General features: G+C 64.9%; 13 protein-coding genes. All 13 read left to right on the top strand.

Translation table 11 applies throughout. The features are described from left to right. Window positions 1-223: 223 nt before the first annotated feature. The 13 genes from FVD38_RS17545 to FVD38_RS17485 all read left to right on the top strand — a co-directional run bounded on the left by FVD38_RS17545 (window position 224) and on the right by FVD38_RS17485 (window position 24,058). Window positions 224-3,103 carry a TonB-dependent receptor gene (locus FVD38_RS17545; RefSeq protein ID WP_147936010.1) on the top strand — a complete coding sequence of 960 codons (2,880 nt, stop codon included), beginning with the start codon at window positions 224-226 and terminating at the stop codon, window positions 3,101-3,103. An 88-nt stretch (window positions 3,104-3,191) separates the two neighbouring features. Beyond that, window positions 3,192-4,703 carry a tryptophan halogenase family protein gene (locus FVD38_RS17540; RefSeq protein ID WP_147936009.1) on the top strand — a complete coding sequence of 504 codons (1,512 nt, stop codon included), beginning with the start codon at window positions 3,192-3,194 and terminating at the stop codon, window positions 4,701-4,703. A 437-nt stretch (window positions 4,704-5,140) separates the two neighbouring features. Continuing rightward, entirely contained in the window at window positions 5,141-7,810 is a 2,670-nt protein-coding gene (locus FVD38_RS17535; protein WP_147936008.1) for a TonB-dependent receptor, read from the top strand. A 214-nt stretch (window positions 7,811-8,024) separates the two neighbouring features. Beyond that, window positions 8,025-9,872, top strand: a complete 1,848-nt coding sequence (locus FVD38_RS17530) for a DEAD/DEAH box helicase (RefSeq protein ID WP_147936007.1) — start codon at window positions 8,025-8,027, stop codon at window positions 9,870-9,872. Between the two features lie 422 nt (window positions 9,873-10,294). Further along, a complete protein-coding gene (locus FVD38_RS17525) occupies window positions 10,295-11,629 on the top strand; it encodes an MFS transporter (protein ID WP_147936006.1) in 1,335 nt (444 codons plus the stop codon). Window positions 11,630-11,767: 138 nt separating this feature from the next. Next, window positions 11,768-13,399, top strand: a complete 1,632-nt coding sequence (locus FVD38_RS17520) for an alpha-D-glucose phosphate-specific phosphoglucomutase (RefSeq protein WP_147936005.1) — start codon at window positions 11,768-11,770, stop codon at window positions 13,397-13,399. Between the two features lie 25 nt (window positions 13,400-13,424). Beyond that, window positions 13,425-15,098 carry an alpha-amylase family glycosyl hydrolase gene (locus FVD38_RS17515; RefSeq protein ID WP_147936004.1) on the top strand — a complete coding sequence of 558 codons (1,674 nt, stop codon included), beginning with the start codon at window positions 13,425-13,427 and terminating at the stop codon, window positions 15,096-15,098. 185 nt (window positions 15,099-15,283) lie between these two features. Continuing rightward, on the top strand, window positions 15,284-17,140 hold the full coding sequence (locus FVD38_RS17510; RefSeq protein WP_229493764.1) for a sensor domain-containing phosphodiesterase: 1,857 nt from the start codon (window positions 15,284-15,286) through the stop codon (window positions 17,138-17,140). A gap of 80 nt (window positions 17,141-17,220) precedes the next feature. Further along, window positions 17,221-18,246, top strand: coding sequence for an alpha/beta fold hydrolase (locus FVD38_RS17505; RefSeq protein WP_147936002.1), 1,026 nt, complete (start codon window positions 17,221-17,223; stop codon window positions 18,244-18,246). A 223-nt stretch (window positions 18,247-18,469) separates the two neighbouring features. After that, a complete protein-coding gene (locus FVD38_RS17500; RefSeq protein WP_147936001.1) occupies window positions 18,470-20,347 on the top strand; it encodes a glucokinase in 1,878 nt (625 codons plus the stop codon). Between the two features lie 10 nt (window positions 20,348-20,357). After that, window positions 20,358-20,738, top strand: coding sequence for a VOC family protein (locus tag FVD38_RS17495; RefSeq protein WP_147936000.1), 381 nt, complete (start codon window positions 20,358-20,360; stop codon window positions 20,736-20,738). A 71-nt stretch (window positions 20,739-20,809) separates the two neighbouring features. After that, window positions 20,810-21,934 carry a glycerophosphodiester phosphodiesterase gene (locus tag FVD38_RS17490; protein ID WP_229493762.1) on the top strand — a complete coding sequence of 375 codons (1,125 nt, stop codon included), beginning with the start codon at window positions 20,810-20,812 and terminating at the stop codon, window positions 21,932-21,934. Window positions 21,935-22,096: 162 nt separating this feature from the next. Beyond that, complete coding sequence (locus FVD38_RS17485; protein ID WP_308617008.1) at window positions 22,097-24,058, top strand: sensor domain-containing diguanylate cyclase; 1,962 nt, start codon at window positions 22,097-22,099, stop codon at window positions 24,056-24,058. Window positions 24,059-24,157: the final 99 nt, after the last annotated feature.

Raw genomic sequence — 24,157 nt, 5'->3', positions numbered from 1 at the left:
CCCTTCCGCATCGCCGAACACGCCCATTTCTGTAGCCCAGTTACAACGCGCTAAACACTGTTTTTCGCGAAACCTGCCATTATTGTCGATACACACAGTTTTTCGATTGCAACATCTAGTTTTAGTACAGACGTTCTATCGAGGCTGATAAAAATTGTCGAGGCAATGACCCCGGCAGCGGCAACGCCGCGCCGCGGGAAACCGCCTTTCACCGAGGAGACACATGAAAGCTACCGCCACCAGGCGCGCCGGCAAGTCGGCGCGTACCGCATTCCCGTTGAACCCGTTCGCCGCGGGCTGCGCCGTCCTGCTGTCGGCGCTGGCTGGCCAGGCCTTCGCCCAGGCGTCCGGCAGCGAAGAGCAGACCGCCGTCGCACCGAATACCCCGACCGCGGCCGCTACCAGCGAAGTCATCGCCACCCCGGCGCCGGCGCCAGGCGTCTCCACCGTCACCGTGACCGGCATCCGCCAGGGCATCGAGGCGGCGATCTCGGTCAAGCGCAATTCCAATTCCATCGTCGAAGCGATTTCGGCCGAAGACATCGGCAAGCTGCCGGACTCCTCGGTTGCCGAATCGATCGCGCGCCTGCCGGGCGTGACCGCCCAACGCAGCCGCGGTTCGGGACGCGCGTCCGAAATTTCGGTGCGCGGCCTGTCGCCGAGCTTCAACGGCACCCTGCTCAACGGCCGCGAAATGGCCTCGACCGGTAACGCCCGCAATCCTGAATTCGACCTGTTCCCGTCCGAGCTGATGGGCGGCGTGGTGATCTACAAGACCCCGGACGCGAGCGTGATCGGCCAGGGCCTGGCCGCGACCATCGACCTCAAGACCGTGCAGCCGCTCGACTTCGGCAAGCGCGTCATCGCCGTCAACTACAAGAAGAGCCGCCTGGGCGTGCGCACCGCCGAAGAAGGCGACGGCGACCGCTTCTCGCTGTCGTACATCGACCAGTTCGCCAACCGCACGATCGGCGTGGCGGTCGGCCTGACCTCGTACGACGAAACTGGCGGCGAGCAGCGCAAGTTCGACGCCTGGGGAGGCCAGACCTCGGTCCTGCCTTACCAGGGCCGCGACGTGATCCTGCCGATGGGCTTCACCGCCGACACCGAAACCGGCTACCACAACCGCGACGGCGCCTTCGCCTCGCTGCAATGGCGCCCGAACCGCAACTTCCGTTCGACGGTCGACCTGTTCTATTCGGCCGGTGAAACCGGCTACAAGCGCAGCGGCATCGAAGGCGCCGTCGGCGCCAACACCTCGGGCCTGTACGACCCGGCCGGCGTGCTGGAAAACGTGACCGTGCAGAACGGCATCGCCACCAGCGGCACCCTGACCAACTACAAGGCCGTGGTCCGCAACCACATCGAATCGGCGGACGACGACCTGAAGACCGTCGGCTGGAAGAATGAGCTGAAACTGGGCGAGTGGAATACCAGCGCCGACATCACCTGGTCCAAGGCCACCAAGCTGAGCTCGCGCTATGAAACCAGCGCCGGCCTGCCGGGCAATGCGGCCAACCTGGACACGATCTCGTGGACCGGCTTTAACGGCGGCAACTTCACCGACATCGCCTGGCGCACCGGCCTGAACTACGCCGACCCCAACGTCGCCCGTCTGACCGACGTCAACGGCTGGTCGGGCACGGCCGACAATCCGCTGGCCCAGGCTGGTTACCTGGCCCAGCCGTATATCGAAGACACGCTCAAGTCGATCCGCCTGAACGCCAAGCGCAACGTCGAATGGGGCCCGATGTCGGCGATCCAGTTCGGCTACAACTTCACCGACCGCGAAAAAGCCCGTACCGGCGACGAAGGCCGCCTGATGATCATCGGCGGCGACCGCTTTGGCGCCGTCGCGATGCCGGGCGCCACGCCGAATACGGCCGGCACCAGCGGCATCCCGATCTCCACCTGGAATCCGCTCGGCTCGCTGGGCTCGGTGTACGAGCTGGCGCCGAAGGTCAATGCCGACATCCTCACCAAGATGTGGGACGTCAAGGAAACCGTGCAGACCGCCTACGTCATGGGTGACCTGAACGGCGAGCTGTTCGGCCTGGAATACCGCGGTAACGTCGGCACCCAGTTCGTGCACACCAAGCAGATGGGCGGCGGCTACAACAGCGGCAACTGCACCGGCGAGACCGCCGACACCTGCCCGGTGGTGCGCACTACCGGCGAGCACGACTACTGGGATGTGCTGCCGAGCCTGAACCTGTCGTTCGACCTTAAGAACGACCAGGTGCTGCGCATGGGCGTGGCGCAAGTGCTGTCGCGTCCGACCCTGGACGACCTGCGCGGCGGCATCGGCTTCGGCGTCAACACCGGCGTGACCAACCCCTTCCTCAGCGGCGGCGGCGGCAACCCGATGCTCGAGCCGTTCAAGGCCAAGTCGTTCGACCTGTCGTACGAAAAATACTTCGGCAAAAAGGGCTATATCAGCGCGGCCGGCTTCTACAAGAAGCTCGACACCTTCATCCTGCGTACGCCGTCGGAATACGACTTCGCGCCGTGGGTCACCGAGACCACGCCGCTGCCGACCTCCGGCTCGTTCGCCGGTTCGACCATCGGTGTACTGAACCGTCCTGAAAACGGCGACGGCGGCACCATCCGCGGTTACGAGCTGGCGATCAACGTGCCGCTCGAGATGGTGCATCCATGGCTGGACGGCTTCGGCATCCTGGCCAACCACTCGAACACCACGTCGAAGATCGACCTGCCGGCTTTGGGCTTCGGCAATGTGCAGACGGCGGCGACCACCATCCCGCTTCCGGGCCTGTCGCGCAAGGTCAGCAACCTGCGCCTGTACTACGAGAAGAACGGCTTCCAGATCGCCGCCGCGGCGCGCAAGCGTTCGGACTTCCTGGGCCAGTCGCCTGACTTCTCGGACACGCTGCAGTACACCTTCGTGAAGGGCGAGACCATCGTCGACTTCCAGATCTCGTACGAGATCCAGAAGGGCTTCGCCAAAGGCATGTCGGTGTTCGCCCAGGCGAACAACTGGAACAACGCGCCGTACCAGGAGTACACCGACAACAGCGATTCGATCACCCGTCGCGTGGAGTACGGCCGCACCTATCAGTTCGGCGCCAACTACAAGTTCTAAGCGCAGGCAGGCAGGACTACAATGCAACCCTCGCGGCCGCCCGGCCCCGGGGGTTGTTTTTCTTGGACGAGACAGCAGGAATAAAAATATGGAACACCAGGCAATCAAGGACATCGTCATCGTCGGCGGCGGCACCGCCGGCTGGATGACGGCGGCGGCGTTGAGCAGCATGCTCAATGGCCGCTACAACATCCGGCTGGTCGAGTCGGACGAGATCGGCATCGTCGGCGTGGGCGAGGCGACCATCCCGATGATCCAGCGCTTCAACCGCGTGGTCGGGATCGACGAGGCAGAGTTCATGCGCGAGACGATGGGCACCTTCAAGCTGGGCGTGGAGTTCGTCAACTGGGGCAAGCTGGGCGAGCGCTATATGCACGGCTTCGGGCGCATGGGGCAAGACCTGGCCACCGTGCCGTTCGAGCAGTACTGGCACAAGATGCGCGCGCTGGGCAAGGCCGCGCCGCTCGAGGAATACTCGATCACGCGCATGGCGGCCAAGGCCGGCAAGTTCATGCCGGCGCGCACCGACGTACCGAATTCGCCGCTGGGCGACATCGCCTACGCCTATCACTTCGACGCCAGCCTGTACGCGAAATACCTGAGAAAACTGTGCCAGGCGCGCGGCGTGACCCGCATCGAGGGCAAGATTGCGCGCGCCATCCAGCGCGAGCCGGACGGTTTCATCGAAGCGGTCGAGCTGGAAGGCGGCCAGCGCATCGAGGGCGAACTGTTCGTCGACTGCTCGGGCTTCCGCGGCCTGTTGATCGAGCAGACCCTGGAGACCGGCTACGAGGACTGGAACCATTGGCTGCCGGCCGACCGCGCGCTGGCCGTGCCGTGCGAATCGGTGCCGACGATGACGCCGTTTACACGCGCCACGGCGCATAAATCGGGTTGGCAGTGGCGCATCCCGCTGCAGCACCGCACCGGCAACGGTCATGTGTATTGCAGCCGCTTCATCAGCGACGACGAGGCGACCGCGACCCTGTTGTCGAACCTCGACGGCCGCGCGCTGGCCGAGCCGCGCATGATCAAGTTCCGCACCGGCATGCGCAAGCAGGCCTGGAACCGCAACGTGGTTGCGATCGGCCTGGCGGGCGGCTTCCTGGAGCCGATCGAGTCGACCAGCATCCACCTGATCCAGTCGGCCATCGCGCGCCTGGTCGAATTCTTCCCGGATCGCCGCTTCAGCGAGACCGACCGCATCGAGTTCAACCGCCAGTCGCGCTTCGAATACGAGCGCGTGCGCGACTTCATCATCCTGCACTACCACCTGAACCAGCGCACCGATTCGGCCTACTGGACCGAGTGCGCGCATATGGCGATTCCGGAAACCCTGCGCCAGAAGATGGACCTGTACCGTTCGCGCGGCAAGATCGTGCGCGTCGATAATGAGCTGTTTTCGGAAGTCGGCTGGTTGCAGGTGTTCGAAGGGCAGAACATGCCGATCGACGGCTACCACCCGCTGGCCGATACGCAGTCCGAGGCGGATATCGCCGACTACATGGGCAGTGTGCGCGACGTGATCCGCAAATGCGTGGACGTGATGCCGTCGCATGAAGAGTACATCGCGAAGCATTGCGCGGCCAAAAAATCCTGACCCCTTCGTCAACTCAGCCGCACGGCCGCCTTCGGGCGGCTTTTTTTTCGCCTGTTGTAAGGCTACATCAGGCCGTGGAACTTATCTGTGTAGCAAATTTTCAGTCTGCAAGCAGAAGCGTCGCCGATTTGAATGATTTACTACAGGAAGCGCACCAAGATGGTGCGAGGCAATAAAAAACTGCCGGTTTTAAGGGCATTTGTAGCCCGACTACAGAGCCACTACATTGCCTTGTCGCTCTTAAACAACGAAAAACCCGTTAAATTACAAGGTATTAGCGAAATCGATCCCGCAATCCTTGCTCAAAATAACTCCCGTTGACAGTGCATCTAGTTTTAATACAAAATTCCGCCCAACGTTGATTTTGTCGCAAAAAGCCGATCCCGGTCTGCTAAGCAGGTGATTTCGGGACTACATCGTTCTATCTGAGGGGACACATGAAAAATATCGCCACCAAGCGTGCCGCATTCCAGCTGAGCCCGGTTGCCGCCGGCTGCGCCATCTTTGTCACGGTCCTGGCCGGCAGCGCGCACGCGCAAACCGCCAGCACCGGCGAAGCCGCCACCCTGAACCCGGACGCGCCTGTCACCACCGTGACCGTGACTGGCATCCGCCGCGCGATCGAAGATGCGATCGCCGTCAAGCGCGAATCGACCGGCATCGTCGAAGCCATCTCCTCGGAAGACATCGGCAAGCTGCCGGACGTGTCGATCGCCGAATCGCTGGCCCGCCTGCCGGGCCTGTCGGCCCAGCGCGTCAATGGCCAGGCCCAGCAGATCAGCATCCGCGGCACCTCGGGCGACCTGTCGACCGCGCTGCTCAACGGCCGCGAGCAGGTCACCACCAGCTCGGACCGTAGCGTTGAATATGGCCAGTACCCATCGGAACTGATCAGCGCCGTCACCGTGTACAAGACCGGCGACGCTGCAGTCGTCGGCCAGGGCCTGTCGGGCACGGTCGATCTGCAGACCATCAAGCCGCTGTCGCTGCGCGAGCGCGTCATCACCGTCAATGTGCGCGGCGAAAAGAATTCGAAAGGCTCGATCAGCGCCGGTTCGCCGGACACCGGCAGCCGCATCAGCGCGTCCTACATCGACCAGTTCGCCAACCGCACCCTCGGCGTGGCGATCGGCTATGCGCGCCAGGACAAGCCGAACGTGCATCAACAATTCGAGACCTGGGACTGGGTGGACGACACCAATGTCGTGCCAGGCTCGACCGTCAAAGTGCCGAAGGGCATGAAGTCGATGGCCACCACCGGCGACCAGGTGCGCGACGGCCTGATGGGTGTGCTGGAATGGCGTCCTAACCGCAACTTCAGCTCGACCTTCGACGTCTATCACTCGCGCTTCGACCAGGAAGAAATCCGCCGCGGTATCGAAATGCCGCTGAAGGACGACGGCGAAGTGCGCTTCTCGAACGCGACCGTGGTCAACGGCACCGCGATCGCCGGCACCGCCAACAACGTCAATCCGGTGGTGCGCAACAACCGCATGACGCGCGACGACAAGCTGACCGCCTTCGGCTGGAACAACCGCTACAGCTCGGGCGACTGGGTCGGTATCGTCGACATCAGCCGTTCCAAGGCTGACCACAAGGAACAGCTGGTCGAGATCAACGCCGGCCGCTCCGTGCGCCAGACCCTGGACTACAGCTACAACGGCGGCACCATTCCGCAACTGTCGCTGTCGGGCGTCTACGACGATCCGTCGCAGATCGCCATCGGCGGCCAGTTCGGCGAAGGCTACGTGAATGCCCCGAACATGGTCGACAAGATGACGTCGTTCCGCGTCAGCCTGGAGCGCAAGTTCTCGGACGGTCCGTTCAGCAGCCTGGAAGTCGGCTACAACCACTCCAAGCGCGAGAAGGAAAAAGAGCACCTGGAAACCGGCTTCTCGAAGATCGGCGACGGCACCTTCGCGCCGGGCGTGCTGAATGGCTCGCAAGGTCTCTACGCGCTGCAGAACTCGCTGAGCTGGGACATCGACGCCGTGCTGGCCAACAACTTCGGCCCGTTCACCCCGACGGTGCTGGTGCCGTGGGGCGCGACCAAGAACTGGTCGATCGAAGAAAAGGTCAAGACCGGCTACGCCAAGCTGAACATCGACACCGAACTGATGTCGATGCCACTGCGCGGCAATATCGGCATGCAAGTCATCGAAACCGACCAGAGCTCGACCGCGAACACGCTGCGTGCCTGGCCGTTCGCCGACCTGGTGCCACTGACCGACGGCAAGAAGTACACCGACTACCTGCCGAGCGTGAACCTGGCCTGGGCCCTGCCTGACCAGCAATTCATCCGCTTCGGCGCCGGCAAGACCCTGGCGCGCGCCAAGCTGAACCAGCTGAACGCCGCCCTGGAAGTGGGCCTGACCGCGCAGACCACTGGCACCCCATGGGGTAACGGCGGCAACGCCCAGCTCGATCCATGGCGCGCCAAGCAGGTCGACCTGTCGTACGAAAAATACTTCGGCAACAAGGGCTATATCTCGGCCGCCGGTTTCTACAAGGACCTGTCCTCGTACATCTACAGCGTGACCGTGCCGCGTGACTTCTCGGAATTCAACCTGCAGGGCGCCCTGACCAATATCGGCACCATGACCCAGCCGATGAACGGCGAAGGCGGCACCCTGAAGGGTCTGGAGTTCGCAGCCTCGACCCCGCTGGACATGATCCACCCGATGCTGGACGGCTTCGGCATCACTGCCAACGCCTCGTTCACCAGCAGCGAAATCTCGATCGTCGACCAGCGCTTCGGCAGCCTCGCGATCCCGCTGCCGGGCCTGTCCAAGCGCGTGTTCAACGTCACCGCCTACTACGAGAAAGACGGTTTCTCGGCCCGCGTCAGCCAGCGTTATCGCAGCGACTTCGTGGGTGAAATCGGCGGCATCGGCGGTGCAACCGAGCTGACTTACGTGAAAGCTGATAAAGTGGTCGACCTGCAACTGGGTTACGACTTCAAGCAGATCGAAGGCCTGTCGGTGCTGTTCCAGGTGAATAACCTGACCGACACCGCCTTCCGCAGCTACGCCGGCACCGAAGATCGTCCGCGCGGCTACAGCAAGTACGGCCGTCAGATGCTGCTCGGCCTGAACTACAAGCTGTAAGCAACACACTGGTTTATCGGCACGCCGCCCAGCGCGGCGTCTGCCAGCCCTTGCAGGTTTAGCCTGCAAGGGCTTTTTGTTTTTTTCGGATTCTGTGGTTTTGGCCTCATAATCCACGCCTGTTTAGTCCATGCATCGTCCTATTTAGCGCCTTGCGCGGGGCGACGGTGTAAACTACCGCTTTCGTTTCTACTTATTTAAGAGCAACTCCTTTATGTCTGACACCCCAATTCCATCGTTTTCCGACCTCAATCTTTCGGCGCCTGTCCTGAAAGCATTGAAAGACGTCGGCTACGAAACGCCGTCGCCGATCCAGGCCGCCACCATTCCTTTGCTGCTGGAAGGGCGCGACGTGTTGGGGCAGGCCCAGACCGGAACCGGCAAGACCGCGGCCTTCGCGCTGCCGATCCTGTCGAATATCGACGTCAAGAAGACCGCGCCGCAAGCGCTGGTGCTGGCGCCGACGCGTGAACTGGCGATCCAGGTCGCCGAAGCCTTCCAGAGCTATGCTGCCCACATCAAGGGCTTCCACGTGCTGCCGATCTACGGTGGCCAGAGCTATGGCCCGCAGCTGTCGAGCCTGCGCCGCGGCGTGCACGTGGTGGTCGGCACCCCGGGCCGCGTCATCGATCACATCCAGAAGGGCTCGCTCGACCTGTCGCAGCTGACCACCCTGGTGCTCGATGAGGCCGATGAAATGCTGCGCATGGGCTTCATCGACGATGTCGAGCAGATCCTGCAGCAAACGCCGGAAGGCCGCCAGACCACGCTGTTCTCGGCGACCATGCCGCCGGCGATCAAGCGCATCGCCAAGACCTACCTGCGCGATCCGCAAGAAGTCACCGTGGCCGCCAAGACCGGCACCGCCGACAATATCAAGCAGCGCTACTGGCTGGTGGCCGGCATGCACAAGCTCGACGCGCTAACCCGCATCCTCGAAGCCGAGCCGTTCGACGGCATGATCATCTTTGCGCGCACCAAGCTGGGCACCGAGGAACTGGCGACCAAATTGCAGGCACGCGGCTTCGCCGCCACCGCCATCAATGGCGACATGGCCCAGCAACAGCGCGAGCGCACCATCGAGCAGCTCAAGAACGGCAAGATCGACATCCTGGTGGCGACCGACGTCGCCGCGCGCGGCCTCGACGTCGAGCGCATCAGCCACGTGATCAACTACGACGTGCCGTCCGATCCCGAGAGCTACACCCACCGCATCGGCCGCACCGGCCGGGCAGGGCGCAGCGGCGACGCGATCCTGTTCATCACCCCGCGCGAGCGCAGCCTGCTGAAAGCCATCGAGCGCGCCACGCGCCAGCCGGTCGCGCCGCTCGAACTGCCAACCATCAAGGCGGTCAATGAAGTGCGCGTTACCCGCTTCAAGGACCAGATCCGCGCGGCCCTGGCCGAAGGCGGCCTGGACGTGTTCCGTTCGCTGATCGAAGACATCGAGCGCGACGACAATGTGCCGGCGATCGATATCGCGGCCGCGCTGGCCAAGCTGGCGCGCGGCGACGAGCCGCTGCTGCTGACCAAGCCTGACCGTGAGGCGCGTCCCGAGTTCGTGCCGTCGCAGCGCGAATTTGGTCAAGAGCGCGGCGGCGGCGTGCAGGAGCGCGCACCGCGCGCACCGCGCGGCGACTGGGAAGAGCGTCCGGCGCGTCCGGCACGCGAGCCAGGCTTCAAGAAAGAGCGCGTCATGCGCGATCCCGAGCCGGGCATGGCCACCTTCCGCATCGAAGTCGGCTTCGCCCATGGCGCCAAGCCAGGCAATATCGTCGGTGCGATCGCCAACGAAGCCAATATCCCGTCCAAGCATATCGGCCGTATTGAGATCTATGACGATTATTCGACCCTCGACCTGCCGGACGATATGCCGAAGGACCTGGTCGAGCACCTGAAGACGATCTGGGTCGCGGGCCGCCAGCTGGCCATCACGCGCGACGGCGAAACGCCGGCGACGCCGGCGGCCAAGAAGCCGTACGCGGCCAAGGGCGTTGAGCGTCGCATGGGCGAAAAGCCAGCCGCCAAGAAGCCGCACCGCAAGGGACCGAGCCAAGGCTGATTGTCCAGCCACCTGCTTCAACCCGTCGTTCCCGCGCAGGCGGGAACCTAAGTCATTGATGTGGCCGATACCTTCAAACAAGGCGTCAACGCATGCAAGCTTGGGTTCCCGCCTTCGCGGGAACGACGGTTTGTGGGGTGGTGGATGAAATCATGGCTCGTCAGCGCTGTTGTTTGACTACAAAACAAAGTCTTTACACTCCCCAGCACGACGTTCTCACTAGAGAACACCACGATTGACACCCAGAAATCACCATGTTATTTTGCTACAGATACGCTAGCCGGACTGTAGTCGTCTGTTTTCGTCCCTTCCGGCCTCGCACCGCATCCTGTACAAGGCACTGACGGCACGCTCACACGCGAGCGGCCGTGCAATCACACACGAGAGAAGCCCGCTTCGCCGGGCCAGATTGGGGACACACAATGGATATGCAATCGACCGTGGGGAAGCCACGCCTGTCGTTCTGGCAGCTGTGGCATATGAGCTTCGGTTTCTTCGGCATCCAGTTCGGCTTCGCGCTGCAGAACGCCAATACCAGCCGCATCTTCGCCACCCTCGGCGCCGATCCTGACAACCTGTCCCTGTACTGGCTGGCCGCGCCGGTCACGGGCCTCCTGGTCCAGCCCATCATCGGCTACCTGAGCGACAATACCTGGCACCCGAAATGGGGCCGCCGCCGTCCCTTCTTCTTCATCGGCGCCGTGCTGGCCGCGATCGCGCTGTTCCTGATGCCTAACTCCACCGCGCTGTGGATGGCGGTGGCCGTGCTGTGGATGCTGGACGCGGCCATCAACGTGTCGATGGAACCGTTCCGCGCCTTCGTGGGCGACAAGCTCGACCCGGCCCAGCAGACCGCCGGCTATGCGATGCAGACCTTCTTCATCGGCTGCGGCGCTGTCATCGCCTCGCTCCTGCCGACCTTCTTCGAAAGCATGGGCGTGTCCAACGCCGCCGTCGGCGGCACGATCCCGGACACCGTGCGCTACTCGTTCTACGCCGGCGGCCTGGTGTTCTTCCTGGCCGTGAGCTGGACCGTGCTGTTCGCCGACGAACTGCCGCCGCCCGACCTGGAAGCCTTCCACAAGGAGCGCAAGGCCTCGCGCGGCGTGGGCACGATGTTCGTCGAGATCCTGGGCGGCTTCGGCAAGATGCCGCGCACCATGGTGCAGTTGGCATTCGTGCAGTTCTTCACCTGGATCGCGCTGTTCGCGATGTGGATCTATACCGGCACCGCGATCGCCGATAACGTCTACGGCACGGTCGACCCCCAATCGAGCGCCTACCAGGACGCCGGCAACTGGGTCGGCATCATGTTCGCGGTGTACAGCGGCGTGTCGGCGCTGTCGGCCTTCATCCTGCCGGTGTTCGCCCGCATGACCTCGCGCAAGATCGTGCACGCGACCTGCCTGGTCATCGGCGGCCTGTCGCTGGCCAGCGTGTTCCTGATCACCGACAAGCAGATGCTCATGCTGCCGATGATCGGCATCGGCATCGCCTGGGCCTCGATCCTGACCATGCCGTACGCGATCCTGGCGGGTTCCTTGCCGGCCAAGCGCATGGGTTACTTCATGGGCCTGTTCAACTTCTTCGTCGTGATCCCGCAGATCGTCAGCGGCCTGCTGCTGGGCAGCGCCACCAAGTACCTGTTCGGCGGCCACGCGGTGCTGACCCTGGTGCTGGGCGGCGGCTGCATGCTGATCGCGGCGGTGCTGACCCTGTTCGTCACCGACAAGGCGGCCCCAGTCTCGAAGGCCTGATCCAGGCGGGTTTCCCGTCCACGCGCGCCGTCATTTTTGCGGCTGTCGTATCGTAACGTTTTACTAACATATTTGCCCCGGCCAGACCCGGCCTGGGGTGACTATGTGAGCGCAAACTTACCCAGACAGGAGCACAGCATGACCATCCAGACCGTCGCGACCACCCCGTTCGCCGGGCAGCGTCCCGGCACCTCGGGCCTGCGCAAGAAGGTGTCCGAGTTCCAGCAGCCCGGCTACCTCGAGAACTTTGTCGAATCCATCTTCCTGACCCTGGGCGAGGGCAAGTGCCGGCACCTGGTGGTGGGCGGCGACGGCCGCTATTTCAATCGCGAGGCGATCCAGACCATCCTGCGCATGGCCGCCGCGCATGGCGTCGAGAAGGTGCTGGTGGGCCGCGGCGGCATCCTGTCGACGCCGGCCGTCAGTTGCGTGATCCGCAAGCATGCCTGTTACGGCGGCATCGTGCTGTCGGCCAGCCATAATCCGGGCGGTCCCGAGGGCGACTTCGGCATCAAGTACAACATCGAGAACGGCGGCCCGGCGCCGGAAAAAATCACCGACGCGATCTACGAGCACACAACCTCGCTGACCGAATACCGCATCAGCGATGCGCCGGCCGTGGACCTCGACCGGCTGGGCAGCACCCGTATCGAGAACACGACGATCGAGGTGATCGACCCGGTGGCCGACTACGCCGAGCTGATGGCGCGCCTGTTCGACTTCGACGCGATCCGCGCGCTGTTCGCGAACGGCTTCCGGATGCGCTTCGACGCCATGCACGCGGTCTCGGGGCCCTACGCCACGGCGGTGCTGGAAGACATCCTCGGCGCGCCCGCCGGCACCGTGGTCAACGGCCAGCCGCTGGAAGACTTCGGTGGCGGCCATCCCGATCCGAACCCGGTCAATGCGGCCGAGCTGATCGCGGCGATGGCGGCGCCGGATGCGCCCGATTTCGGCGCCGCCTCGGACGGCGACGGCGACCGCAATATGATCGTGGGCCGCGGCATCGCCGTGACGCCGTCGGACAGTCTGGCCATCATCGCCGCCAACGCCACCGTGGCGCCGGGCTACGCGGATGGCATCACCGGCATCGCGCGCTCGATGCCCACCTCGCAAGCGGCCGACCGCGTGGCCGAGGCGCTCGGCATCTCCTGCTTCGAGACGCCCACCGGCTGGAAATACTTCGGCAACCTGATGGACGCCAACCTCGCCACCCTGTGTGGCGAGGAGAGCTATGGCACCGGCTCCCTCCACATCCGCGAGAAGGATGGCCTGTGGGCCGTGCTGTTCTGGCTCAACCTGCTGGCCGTTCGCAAGCAGCCGGTCGGGGAGATCCTGCGCGCGCACTGGGCCCGCTTCGGCCGCAACTATTATTCGCGCCACGACTACGAGGCGGTCGACGCCTCGGCGGCAGCCGCCATGATGGACGCGCTGCGCGCGCGCCTGCCCGAGCTGGCAGGCCAGACGCTCGATGGCCATCACGTGGCGCAGGCCGACGACTTCGAATACGCCGACCCGGTCGACGGCTCGGTCGCAAGCCAGCAGGGCATCCGCATCATCATGAGCGACGGCTCGCGCATCGTGTTCCGCCTGTCCGGCACCGGCACCGAAGGCGCCACCGTCCGTCTTTATCTCGAACGCTTCGAGGCCGATCCGGCGCGCCACGACCTCGACACCCAGCAAGCCTTGCAAGGCCTGATCGGCGTGGCCGAGAGCGTGTCCGGCCTGCGCCGGCGCACCGGCCGCAACGAACCCACCGTCATCACCTGACACCCACCCACCTACAGGAAACCGCATGAAATTACCCGTCCTTGCCGCCTCCATGTTGCTCGCCTTTGGCGCCATGTCATCTGCCTCCGCACAGATCAAGGCGCCTGCCGGAAAACCCTTCGTCTGGGAGAACGCGACCGTCTACTTCCTGCTGACGGACCGCTTCAACAACGGCAATCCGGCCAACGACAAGGCATATGGCCGCAAGGACGATGCCGCGACGATGCGCGGTTTCATGGGCGGCGACATCGCCGGCATCACGGCGAAGATCAAGGAAGGGTATTTCAAGGACCTGGGCGTGAACGCGATCTGGTTCACGCCGGTCGTCGAGCAGATTCACGGCTCGACCGACGAGGGCACCGGCAAGAGCTATGGTTTCCACGGCTACTGGGCGAAGGACTTCACCGCGCTGGATGCGGCCTTCGGCACCGAGGCCGAACTCAAGGAACTGGTCGACACGGCGCATGCGAACGGCATCCGCATCGTGTTCGACGTGGTGATGAACCACACCGGCCCGGTGACGAAGCAGGATCCGGTGTGGCCGGCATCGTGGGTGCGCACCGGCCCGCAGTGCACCTACAAGGACGCGCGCACCACGATGGATTGCACGCTGGTGGCGAACCTGCCCGACTTCCTCACCGGCAGCAATGCCAACGTCGAGCTGCCGCCGCACCTGGTGGCGAAATGGAAGAAGGAAGGGCGCTACGAGCGCGAAGTCAAGGAACTGGACGACTTCTTCAAGCGTACCGGCTATCCGCGCGCGCCACGTTACTACCTGATGAAATGGCATGCGGACTGGGTGCGCAAGTACGGCATCGACGGCTTCCGCGCCGACACCGTCAAGCACACCGAGCCTGGCCTGTGGAAGGAACTCAAGCAGGAAGCCAGCATCGCCTTCGAAGACTGGAAGCGCGCCAATCCGAAGCAGCGCCTGGGCGACGACAAGTTCTGGATGGTGTCCGAGGTCTACAACTACGAGATCAAGCACGCGCGTAAGTTCGACCTGGGCGGCGGCGATTATGTCGACTACCTGGACCAGGGCTTCGACAGCATGATCAGCTTCAGCCTGCGCAGCGACGCCAAGCAGCCTTACGAAAAGATCTTCTCGGATTACTCGAAGATCCTGCAAGGCGAGATGAAGGGCTATTCGGTCCTGAACTACATCAGCTCGCACGACGACAGCAGCCCCTTCGATCCGCTTCGCGAGCGCCCGTTCGAATCGGCCAACAAGCTGCTGCTGGCGCCGGGCGCCGCCCAGATCTACTACGGCGACGAGACCGCGCGCATCCTGCGCGTCGAAGGCGCCGAGGGCGACGCCACCCTGCGCTCCTTCATGAACTGGGACGAGTTGAAGTCGAACGCCGAACGCGGCATGCACCGCGTGGCCGACATCCGCGCGCACTGGGCGCGCCTGGGACGCTTCCGCGCCGCCCACCCGGCGGTCGGCGCCGGCGTGCACCAGATGATCAGCCATAGTCCTTACACCTTCAAGCGCACCTGGGAACGGAACGGGGTAAGCGACCGCGTGGTGGTGGCGCTCGACCTGCCGGGCGGCCAGCCGGCCACGATCCAGGTGGGCGGTGTGTTCCATGACGGCGCCACCGTGCGCGACTGGTACACCGGCAAGACCGCCGTGGTCAAGGGCGGCAAGGTGCGTTTCGATACCGCCGCTCCGGTGGCGTTGATTGCTCAGGATTAAGATCTTCACCATGCTTGTTGCATAAAAACTGCCGCGCGGAATTCCCATCCGCGCGTCCGCTGCCTTCGTCCGAAGACTGCTAAGCTGGCAACACAGTCAGGTTTTACGGAACCGCGCGCCGACCGAGCGCGCGGCCGTGGCGCGCCGCTGTGACCGGGCGCGGAAGGGGAGCGAGCATGGGCAGCATGGCAAGAGCGAGAATGAGCTACCGCCTGGTGCGGGGGACGGCGCGCCGGCTGGCGCCCGGGGGCGATACGTATGGAGGCCTGCACCTGCCGGAAGTCGGCGAGGTCGGCATGACCGATTCGCCCGATCCCAAGCTCGACTACATCACGCGGCTGGCGGTGCAGGCCACCGGCGCCGACATCGGCGGCATCAGCCTGTTGTTCAAGTCGCAGGTCTGGCTGCCGTCGCACATCGGCCTCAACTCCAGCTTCTTCCCGCGTTCCGGTTCCTTCTGCGACAGCGCGGTGGCGGACGGCAAGGACTGGTTCGAGGTGGAAGACGCCAGCCTCGATCCGCGTTTCGCCGGCAATCCACTGGTGACCGAGGCGCCGTATTACCGCCATTATGCCGCGGTGCCGCTGCGGGGCGAGAGCGAGCATCTGCTCGGCAATCTGTGGGTGATGGGCACCGAGCCGCGCAAGCTCGACGTCGCCCAGGCCGCGCAACTGCGGCTGATGGGCCGCATCGTGGTCGACATGCTCGAGCTGCGCTACTGCGATCCGGTCACCGGCATGTTCAACCGTGCGGTGTTCCTGCAGCACCTGCAGCGCATGCTGGCCGACCACGATGGGCAGACGGTCACGGTCGGCCTGGTCGACCTGATCGGATTCCGCCAGGTGAACGACCTGTTCCGGCGCGAGACGGGCGACCGCATCCTGCGTCTGATGGGCAAGCGCCTCGAAGGCTGGGTCGACGGCGCGCTGTTCGGTCACCTGGGCGCCGACCAGTTCGTGTTCGCGCTGCTGTCGCCGCCGCAGGATGAGCCGTCCTGGATCAAGCGGCTGTGCGCCGCCATCGACCAGCCGTTCGAGGTCGAGCCGGGCAATATGCACACGCTGCACGCGCGCATCGGCTTGCGGCGCCAGGCATTGCCGTGCGAGGAAAGCGCCGGCGGCCTGCTCGATACCGCGGATATCGCGGCATCCTCGGTCCGCCAGCACCAGGACGTGAGCGCCGTGCATGAGTACGACGCGGCGTTGATGGCGCGCGCGCGCCTGCGCTACGAGCTGCGCGAGGCGATCCGCGGCGCGCTGCGCTTCGGCCACCTGGAAGTGCATTACCAGCCGCAGGTCGACGTCGCCCGGGGGCGCCTGATCGGACTGGAGGCGCTGGTGCGCTGGCGCCATCCGGTCTATGGGCTGGTAGGGCCGGCGATGTTCGTGCCGCAGGCCGAGAGCTCCGGCCGCATCTTCGAGCTCGACATGCACGTGCTCAACCTGGTCTGCCACGACCTGATGGCATGGCGCGCGCGTGGCCGCGAAGTGCCGCCGGTGGCGCTCAATTTTTCTCGCGCTTCGCTGATGCATACCCAGATCTTTTCGCGCCTGGCCGACATCCTCGAGGCCACCGGCGTGCCGGGAGAACTGCTCGAATTCGAAGTCACCGAAAGCCTGCTGCTCGATTCGCCGCAACTGCTGCACCAGCGCGTGTCGGCGCTGCGCGCGCTCGGGGTGCGGGTGGCGGTCGACGACTTCGGCACCGGCTACTCGAACCTCGATGCGCTCAACAGCTTCCCCTTCGATCGCCTCAAGGCCGACCGCCGCTTCGTGCACGGTGTGGCGAGCGACGCCCGCACCGCCGGCGTGTTCGCGCTAATTCAGGGCATCGCCGCCGTGTTCGACGCCGAGCTGCTGTGCGAAGGACTGGAGGACGAGGCCGACCTGTCGTGGCTGGCCGAGCGCGGCGTGCACTGCGTGCAGGGCTGGTACTTCAGCCGCGCGCAGCCGGCGCCGGCGATCGAGCGGGTGCTGCAGCGCTTCCAGGAGGCGCAGGCGGCGCCCTTGTCGGTGCCGGAGATGCGCGCATTATTGGCCTGACGGTGGCGTGAAAATCACGGTATCGAAGCGCCCGTAAACTGGGATAGACTGGAAGTTCCGTCAACTTTGCACAGATTGCCATGCCAGTCTTTACACGTATTGCCCGTGCCGTCGCGGGAATGGGTCTCGCCTTCGCGCTGCTGCCGGTCCAGGCCTTCGCGCAGTCCACCACGGAGCCGAGCTACGGTCCCGAACTCGAAGAGTTCAAGTATCCCGAACCGACGCAGCAATACCGCTTCAAGTCGCAGGGCGTCGACCTGCAGATGACCTATATGGACGTCAAGCCGGCCAAGCCGAACGGCCGCACCGCGGTGCTCATGCACGGCAAGAACTTCTGCGGCGCGACCTGGGACGGCACCACCAAGGCCCTGACCCAGGCCGGCTACCGTGTCGTGGTGCCCGACCAGATCGGCTTCTGTAAGTCGACCAAGCCGCAGCACTACCAGTACAGCTTCCAGCAACTGGCCGACAACACCCGCAAGCTGCTCGAATCGATCGGCGTGAAGAAGGCGATCGTCATCGGCCACTCGACCGGCGGCATGCTGGCCACGCGCTATGCGTTGATGTATCCGGAAGCCACCGACCAGCTGGTGATGATCAACCCGATCGGCCTGGAAGACTGGAAGAACCTCGGCGTGCCGTCGCTGGGCGTGGACAAATGGTATGAGCGCGAGCTGAAGACCTCGGCCGAGCGCCTGCGCGAATACTCGCGCACCACCTATTACAACGGCCAGTGGAAGCCGGAGTACGAGGTGCCGGTGCAGATGCTGGTCGGTATGTACCGCGGCAAGGGCAAGGAAATCGTGGCCTGGAATTCGGCGCTGATCTACGACATGATCTATACGCAGCCGGTGGTCTACGAGTTCCCGCTCATCAAAGTGCCGACTTTCCTGTTGATGGGCCTGAAGGACACGACGGCGATCGGCAAGGACGCGGCGCCGGCCGAGATCCGGCCGAAGCTCGGCAACTACACGCTGCTGGCGCAGAAGACGAAGGAGGCGATTCCGGGCTCGAAGCTGGTCACTTTCCCGGACATGGGGCATGCGCCGCAGATGCAGGAACCGGTGAAGTTTCACAAGGCGCTGGTGGAGGGATTGGTGCGCTGATTGTGGTGTACTGCGCGCTTGCGGCTGCGTTGCGTTAACTTGGGTGCCCGCCTTCGCGGGCACGACGTGCGTGCGTAGCGGACTGCGGTAACTGCGGTGGCCCACACCGTCAGAACGTCGTACCCGCGCAGGCGGGTACCCAAGTTTGCAAGCGCACCCGCACCCTTCGCAGCACCCACGAACCCCCATTCTCTTGCATTTAGTTCAATGGTATCCTTACACGATGACCGTTGATCCAGACACCAAACTGAAACCCGCGCGCGCCGCCTTTGCCGACGGTCCGCGCCTGCTGGCCGACATCGGCGCCACCCATGCGCGCTTCGGTCTCGAGACCGCGCCCGGGGTCCTCTCCCAGGTCAGCGTGCTGCGCTGCGACGACTACGACGGCATCGTCCCGCTGCTGCATGCCTACCTGGCCGATCATCCGAACCAGCGCATCAGCCACGCGGCCTTTGCGCTGGCCAATCCGATCAGCGGCGATTTGATCCGCATGACCAATCGCGACTGGCAGTTCTCGACCGACGAGGTGCGCCGCGCGCTGGGCCTGTCGACGCTCCTGATCGTCAACGACTTCACTGCGCTGGCGATGGCGCTGCCCGGCTTCCAGCCGAAGGACCTGCTGCAGGTCGGCGGCGGGCAAGCGCAGACGCATGCGGTGTCGGGCGTGCTCGGTCCCGGCACGGGCCTGGGCGTATCGGGCGTGATCCCGACCATCGACGGTTTCGTGACCCTGGGCAGCGAGGGCGGCCACGTCAACTTCGCGCCGAGCGACGAGCGCGAATTCGCGATCCTGCAATACGCCTGGCGCGAATGGAAGCACGTCTCGAACGAGCGCCTGATCTCGGGCCCCGGCATCGAACTGATCTACCGCGCGCTGGCGCACAGGAACGGCGTCGCGCTTGGCACCGATGCGCCTGCGCGCAGCACCGCCGAGATCATGAGCGGTGCGCTCGACGCCGGCGACGCCCTGTGCCTGGAGGTGCTGGAAACCTTTGCCGGCATGCTGGGCAGCGCCGCCGCCAACCTGGCGGTGACGCTGGGTGCCTTCGGCGGCATCTTCATCGGCGGCGGCATCGTGCCGCGCATGGGCGAGTGGTTCGCCGGTTCTCCGTTCCGCGCCCGCTTCGAGGCCAAGGGCCGTTTCACCGACTACATCGCCCAGATCCCGACCTTCGTCATCATGACCCCGAACCCGGCCTTGTACGGCGTGTCGGCGATCCTGTCCGAACACCTGCGCGGACGTAGCGGCGCCAATACGCTGATGGACCGCGTGCAGCAGCTGCGCCACGAACTGTCGCCGGCCGAGCAGCGCGTGGCCAGCCTGGTGGTCGACCATCCGCGCAAGGTGCTGTCCGAACCGATCGCCGAGATCGCGCGCCTGGCGGACGTGAGCCAGCCGACCGTGATCCGCTTCTGCCGTTCGCTGGGCTTCCAGGGCCTGGCCGACTTCAAGCTCAAATTCGCCGGCAGCCTGACCGGCACCATCCCGGTGCGGCACAGCCAGGTGCGGGTCACCGACAGCACCCATGATTTGTCGGCCAAGGTGATCGACAACACGGTGTCGGCGATCCTGAAGTTTCGCGATGCGCTCGACGTGCATGCGATCGACCGCGCGATCGAGCTGCTGCGGCGCGCGCGCCGGGTCGAGTTCTACGCGATGGGCAATTCGCGCGCGGTAGCGCTGGACGGCCAGCACAAGTTCTTCCGCTTCCGCATCCCGGCCGCGCTGTACGGCGACTCGCACCTGCTCAACCTGGCCGCCGGCCTGCTGGGACCGGGCGACGTGGTGATCGCGATCTCCACCGGCGGCCAGCTGCCCGACCTGCTGGAGGCGGTCGACACGGCGCGCGCGCAGGGCGCCGACGTCATCGCCATCACCAGCAGCAAGTCGCCACTGGCGAAGAAAGCCAGCGTGTGCCTGGCGGTCGACCATAGCGAGGACAGCACCACCTTCCTGTCGATGATCTCGCGCATCCTGCAGCTGCTGCTGATCGACATCATGTCGGTCGGGATCTCGCTTGGCGCGCAAGGGGAGGGCAGCCAGGGTAGCCAGAACGATATCGAGCAGCGCCGGCTGCTGATCTCGCACCTGGACATCTAGAAGGACCCATATGATTCATCACCTGTCGCTCGGCGTGCGGAATCTGCATGCCAGCATGCGTTTCTACGACGGCATCCTTGGCGCGCTGGGTTTCCGGCGCGTGTTCGAGGACGACGAGGCGATCGGCTACGGCCTGGAGGACGACGAGGACATCCTGTGCCTGAAGCAGCGCGATGACGCCGCGGCGCCTGGGCCCGGTTTTCACCTCGCGTTCGCCGCGCCGACGCGGGCGGCCGTGGATGCCTTCCACGCGGCCGGGATGCGCGCGGGCGGCGCGGATAACGGCGCTCCGGGGCTGCGGCCCGACTACGGCCCGCATTACTACGCGGCCTTCCTGGTCGATCCGGACGGCTATCGCGTCGAGGCGGTGGTCAAAGGTCCGGTGCCCTGACGCCGGATGTCACACCGGTGTCACGGTCACCCCCGACAATGAACGCCAAGCCCGATCATCGGAGGTGGCCTGTGTCGCATCTTGCCCGTTCACTTTCATTGCGCCTCACCGGCGCGGCATTCGTCGCGCTGCTGGCGGCTGGTTGCGCCAGTCATGACCTGAAAAATCCGGGCCCGGCCTGGCCCACTACTCCCAGCGTCATCGCCCATCGCGGCGCCTCGGCCCTGCGGCCCGAGCACACGCTGGCCGCCTACCGCAAGGCGATCGAGGACGGCGCCGACAGCATCGAGCCCGACCTGGTCGCGACCCGCGACGGCGTACTGGTGGCGCGCCACGAGAACGAGATCTCGGGCACCACCAACGTCGCCGAACTGGCGCAGTTCGCCGCGCGCAAGGCCAGCAAGACCATCGACGGCGTCGTGGTCAGCGGCTGGTTCACCGAAGACTTCACCCTGGCCGAACTCAAGCTGCTGCGCGCCCGCGAGCGCATCCCCGCCAACCGGCCGGCCAATGTGAAATACGACGGCCAGTACACCATCCCGACACTGCAGGAAATCATTGACCTGGTCGACAGCGAGAGCCGCGCGCGCAACAAGACCATCGGCCTGGTCCCGGAGCTGAAGCACCCGAGCTATTTCAAGTCGATCGGCCTGCCGCTCGAACGGCGCGTGGTGGATGTGCTGGCGGCGAACGGCTACCGCGGCCGCGATGCGGCCGTGTTCATCCAGTCTTTCGAAACCGGCAACCTGAAGGAGTTGCGCGCGATGGCCGGCTACCGCCTGGTGCAGCTGGTCAGTCCGAGTGGCGCGCCCCACGATGCGATCGAAGCTGGCAACGGCCTGACCTATGCCGACATGATCACGCCGGAAGGACTGCGCGCGATCGCGCGCTATGCCGACGTGGTCGCACCGTACAAGACCATCGTCATCCCGCGTGACGCCGCCGGAGAACTGGGAGCGGCGACGCGCTTCGTCGAGGATGCGCGCGGCGCCGGACTGGCTGTCCATGTATGGACCATGCGGCCCGAGAACCCGTTCCTGCCGACCGGCTTGCGCGCCGCCCCGGCGGACTCGCCCAGCCAGCGCGGCGATGCGGCGGGCGAGATCCGCGCCTACCTTGAAGCCGGCGTGGACGCGGTATTCACCGACGATCCGGCGACCGGACGCACTGCGGTTGATGCCGTACGGAAACATTGATTCGTGTTGCACAGGCCCCGGACGGCACATCGTATTGACGACCGCTTAGCCCTGCGCGTAAAAGCGTCTACGCCACGCAACGCTGTCGGCGGAAACAGTAGTTTCCACTAGGAACCCCATGTAAGATTCGGCCGTGGACGCCCTCATCCCCGGCGTTCCCTCATTGTCCCGGCCTCGACCCGCCGCCCCAGAACCGGTATTTGGAAGAGCACCATCATCATCACCTACGCACACAACGAACAGGCCCGCCTTGCCGCGCTGGCCGCGCTTCAAATCCTCGACACGCCTGCGGAAACGCGCTTCGACCGGTACACCCGGCTCGCCGCGATGACCTTCGGCGTGCCGATCGCGCTGGTGTCGCTGGTCGATGCCGAGCGCCAGTGGTTCAAGTCGCGCGCCGGACTCGAAGCGCAGGAGACGCCGCGCTCGATCTCGTTCTGCAGCCACGCGGTGCAGGCGAGCGAGATGCTGGTGGTGGAGGATGCGGCATGCGATCCGCGCTTCGCCGACAATCCGCTGGTGACGGGCGAGCCGCATATCCGCTTCTACGCCGGCCAGCCGGTCTATAGCGACGGCCAGGCGGTGGGCACGTTGTGCGTCATCGACAGCGCGCCGCGCAGCTTCAGCATCGAGGAGCGCCAGGTGCTGAAGGACCTGGCAGGGCTGGTCGAAACCGAATTGAATCACATGAAGGCGGTGATGGCGCGCATGCTCGCCGAGCAGGCGCTCAAGTCGCTCAACACCGAACTCGAAGCCCGCATCGCGGCTCGCACCGCCGAGCTGGAAGAGCGCGTGGCCGAGTCCATGCGCATCCGCCAGCAGCTCGAAGAAAAGCAGGAGCTGCTGGACGCGGTGCTGGAATCGATCGACGTTGGCGTGGTCGCCTGCGACGCCATCGGCAACCTGACGCTGTTCAACCGCACCGCGCGCGATTTCCATGGCCTCGACCTGAAGGCGGTGGCGCCAAGCGAATGGTCGCAGTACTACTCGCTGTACCACGCCGACGGCCGCACGCCGATGGCGATGGACGAGGTGCCGCTGGTGCGCGCGCTCAAGGGCGAGGTGGTGCGCGACGGCGCGATGGTGATCGCGCCGAACAAACGCGTTCCCTATACGCTGATGGCCAGCGGCCGGCCGCTGCGCAATGCCCAGGGCAAGACCCTCGGCGCGGTGGTGGCGATGAAGGACATCACCGAACTGAAGGCTTCGAAGGACCGGCTGGTCGAGAGCGAAGAACGCCTGCGCACGATCACCGACAACCTGCCGGTGCTGATCGCGCATCTCGACCACGACCACCGTTACGTGTTCGCCAATGCGGTGCACCAGTCCTGGCTGGGCAAGGCGCCCGAGCAGGTGGTGGGCCAGACCATGGTCGAGGCCTTCGGCGAGGACTACTGGTCGCAGCAGCAGGAAGCCCTGAAGGATGCCTGGGAAGGCAAGGCCTCGCAGTGCGAGCACGACATCGTGCGCAAGAAGCACATCCGCATCGTGCACTCGACCTTCCTGCCGCACCTACGCGACGGCCAGGTGGTCGGCGTCTACATCCTGACCACCGACGCCACTGCGGCCCGCATGCACGAGCGTAACCTGCACGCGCTGGCCCACACCGACGCGCTGACCGGCATCCCGAACCGGCGCCAGTTCGAGCTGGCGCTGCAGGCGGCGGTGCAGCGCGCGCCGCAGCGCGAGCGCGCCTTCGCCCTGCTATACCTGGACATCGACCACTTCAAGCAGATCAACGACTGCCACGGCCACGCGGTGGGCGATATGGTGCTGGTGGAGTTCGCGCGCCGCGTGCGCAAGGTGGTGCGCAGCTCCGACCTGGTGGCGCGCCTGGCCGGCGACGAATTCACCGTGCTGCTCGACGAAGTCGGTTCGCCGCGCGACGTCGAGTTGGTGGCCAAGAAGATCATGCAGGCGATGGAAGCGCCGTTCGTGGTCGGCAGCCATGCGATTCCCGTGGGCGCCACCATCGGCGTCGGCCTGGCCGACGCGCCGGGCGTCACGGCGCAGGCGATCAGCGAGCTGGCCGACGGCGCGCTGTACGAGGCAAAGGGGATGGGGCGCAATACCTTTGCCATCGCAAGGCTGGCTGATGCACTGGCGCTCGACGCCGTGGCCTGACCGAGAAAAACCGGAGTCAGGTCTGACATTCGGACACGAGCTCAACCTTTGCGAAGCTTGTTACAGTTCTCGAAAAGCGCATGACAGCCAATTGGTGCC

The sequence above is a fragment of the Massilia arenae genome, from assembly GCF_008014745.1.
Lineage (GTDB): Bacteria > Pseudomonadota > Gammaproteobacteria > Burkholderiales > Burkholderiaceae_D > Telluria > Telluria arenae.
The sequence above is the reverse complement of the archived record's forward strand: the minus strand, read 5'-3'. Positions and strand labels throughout refer to the sequence as shown.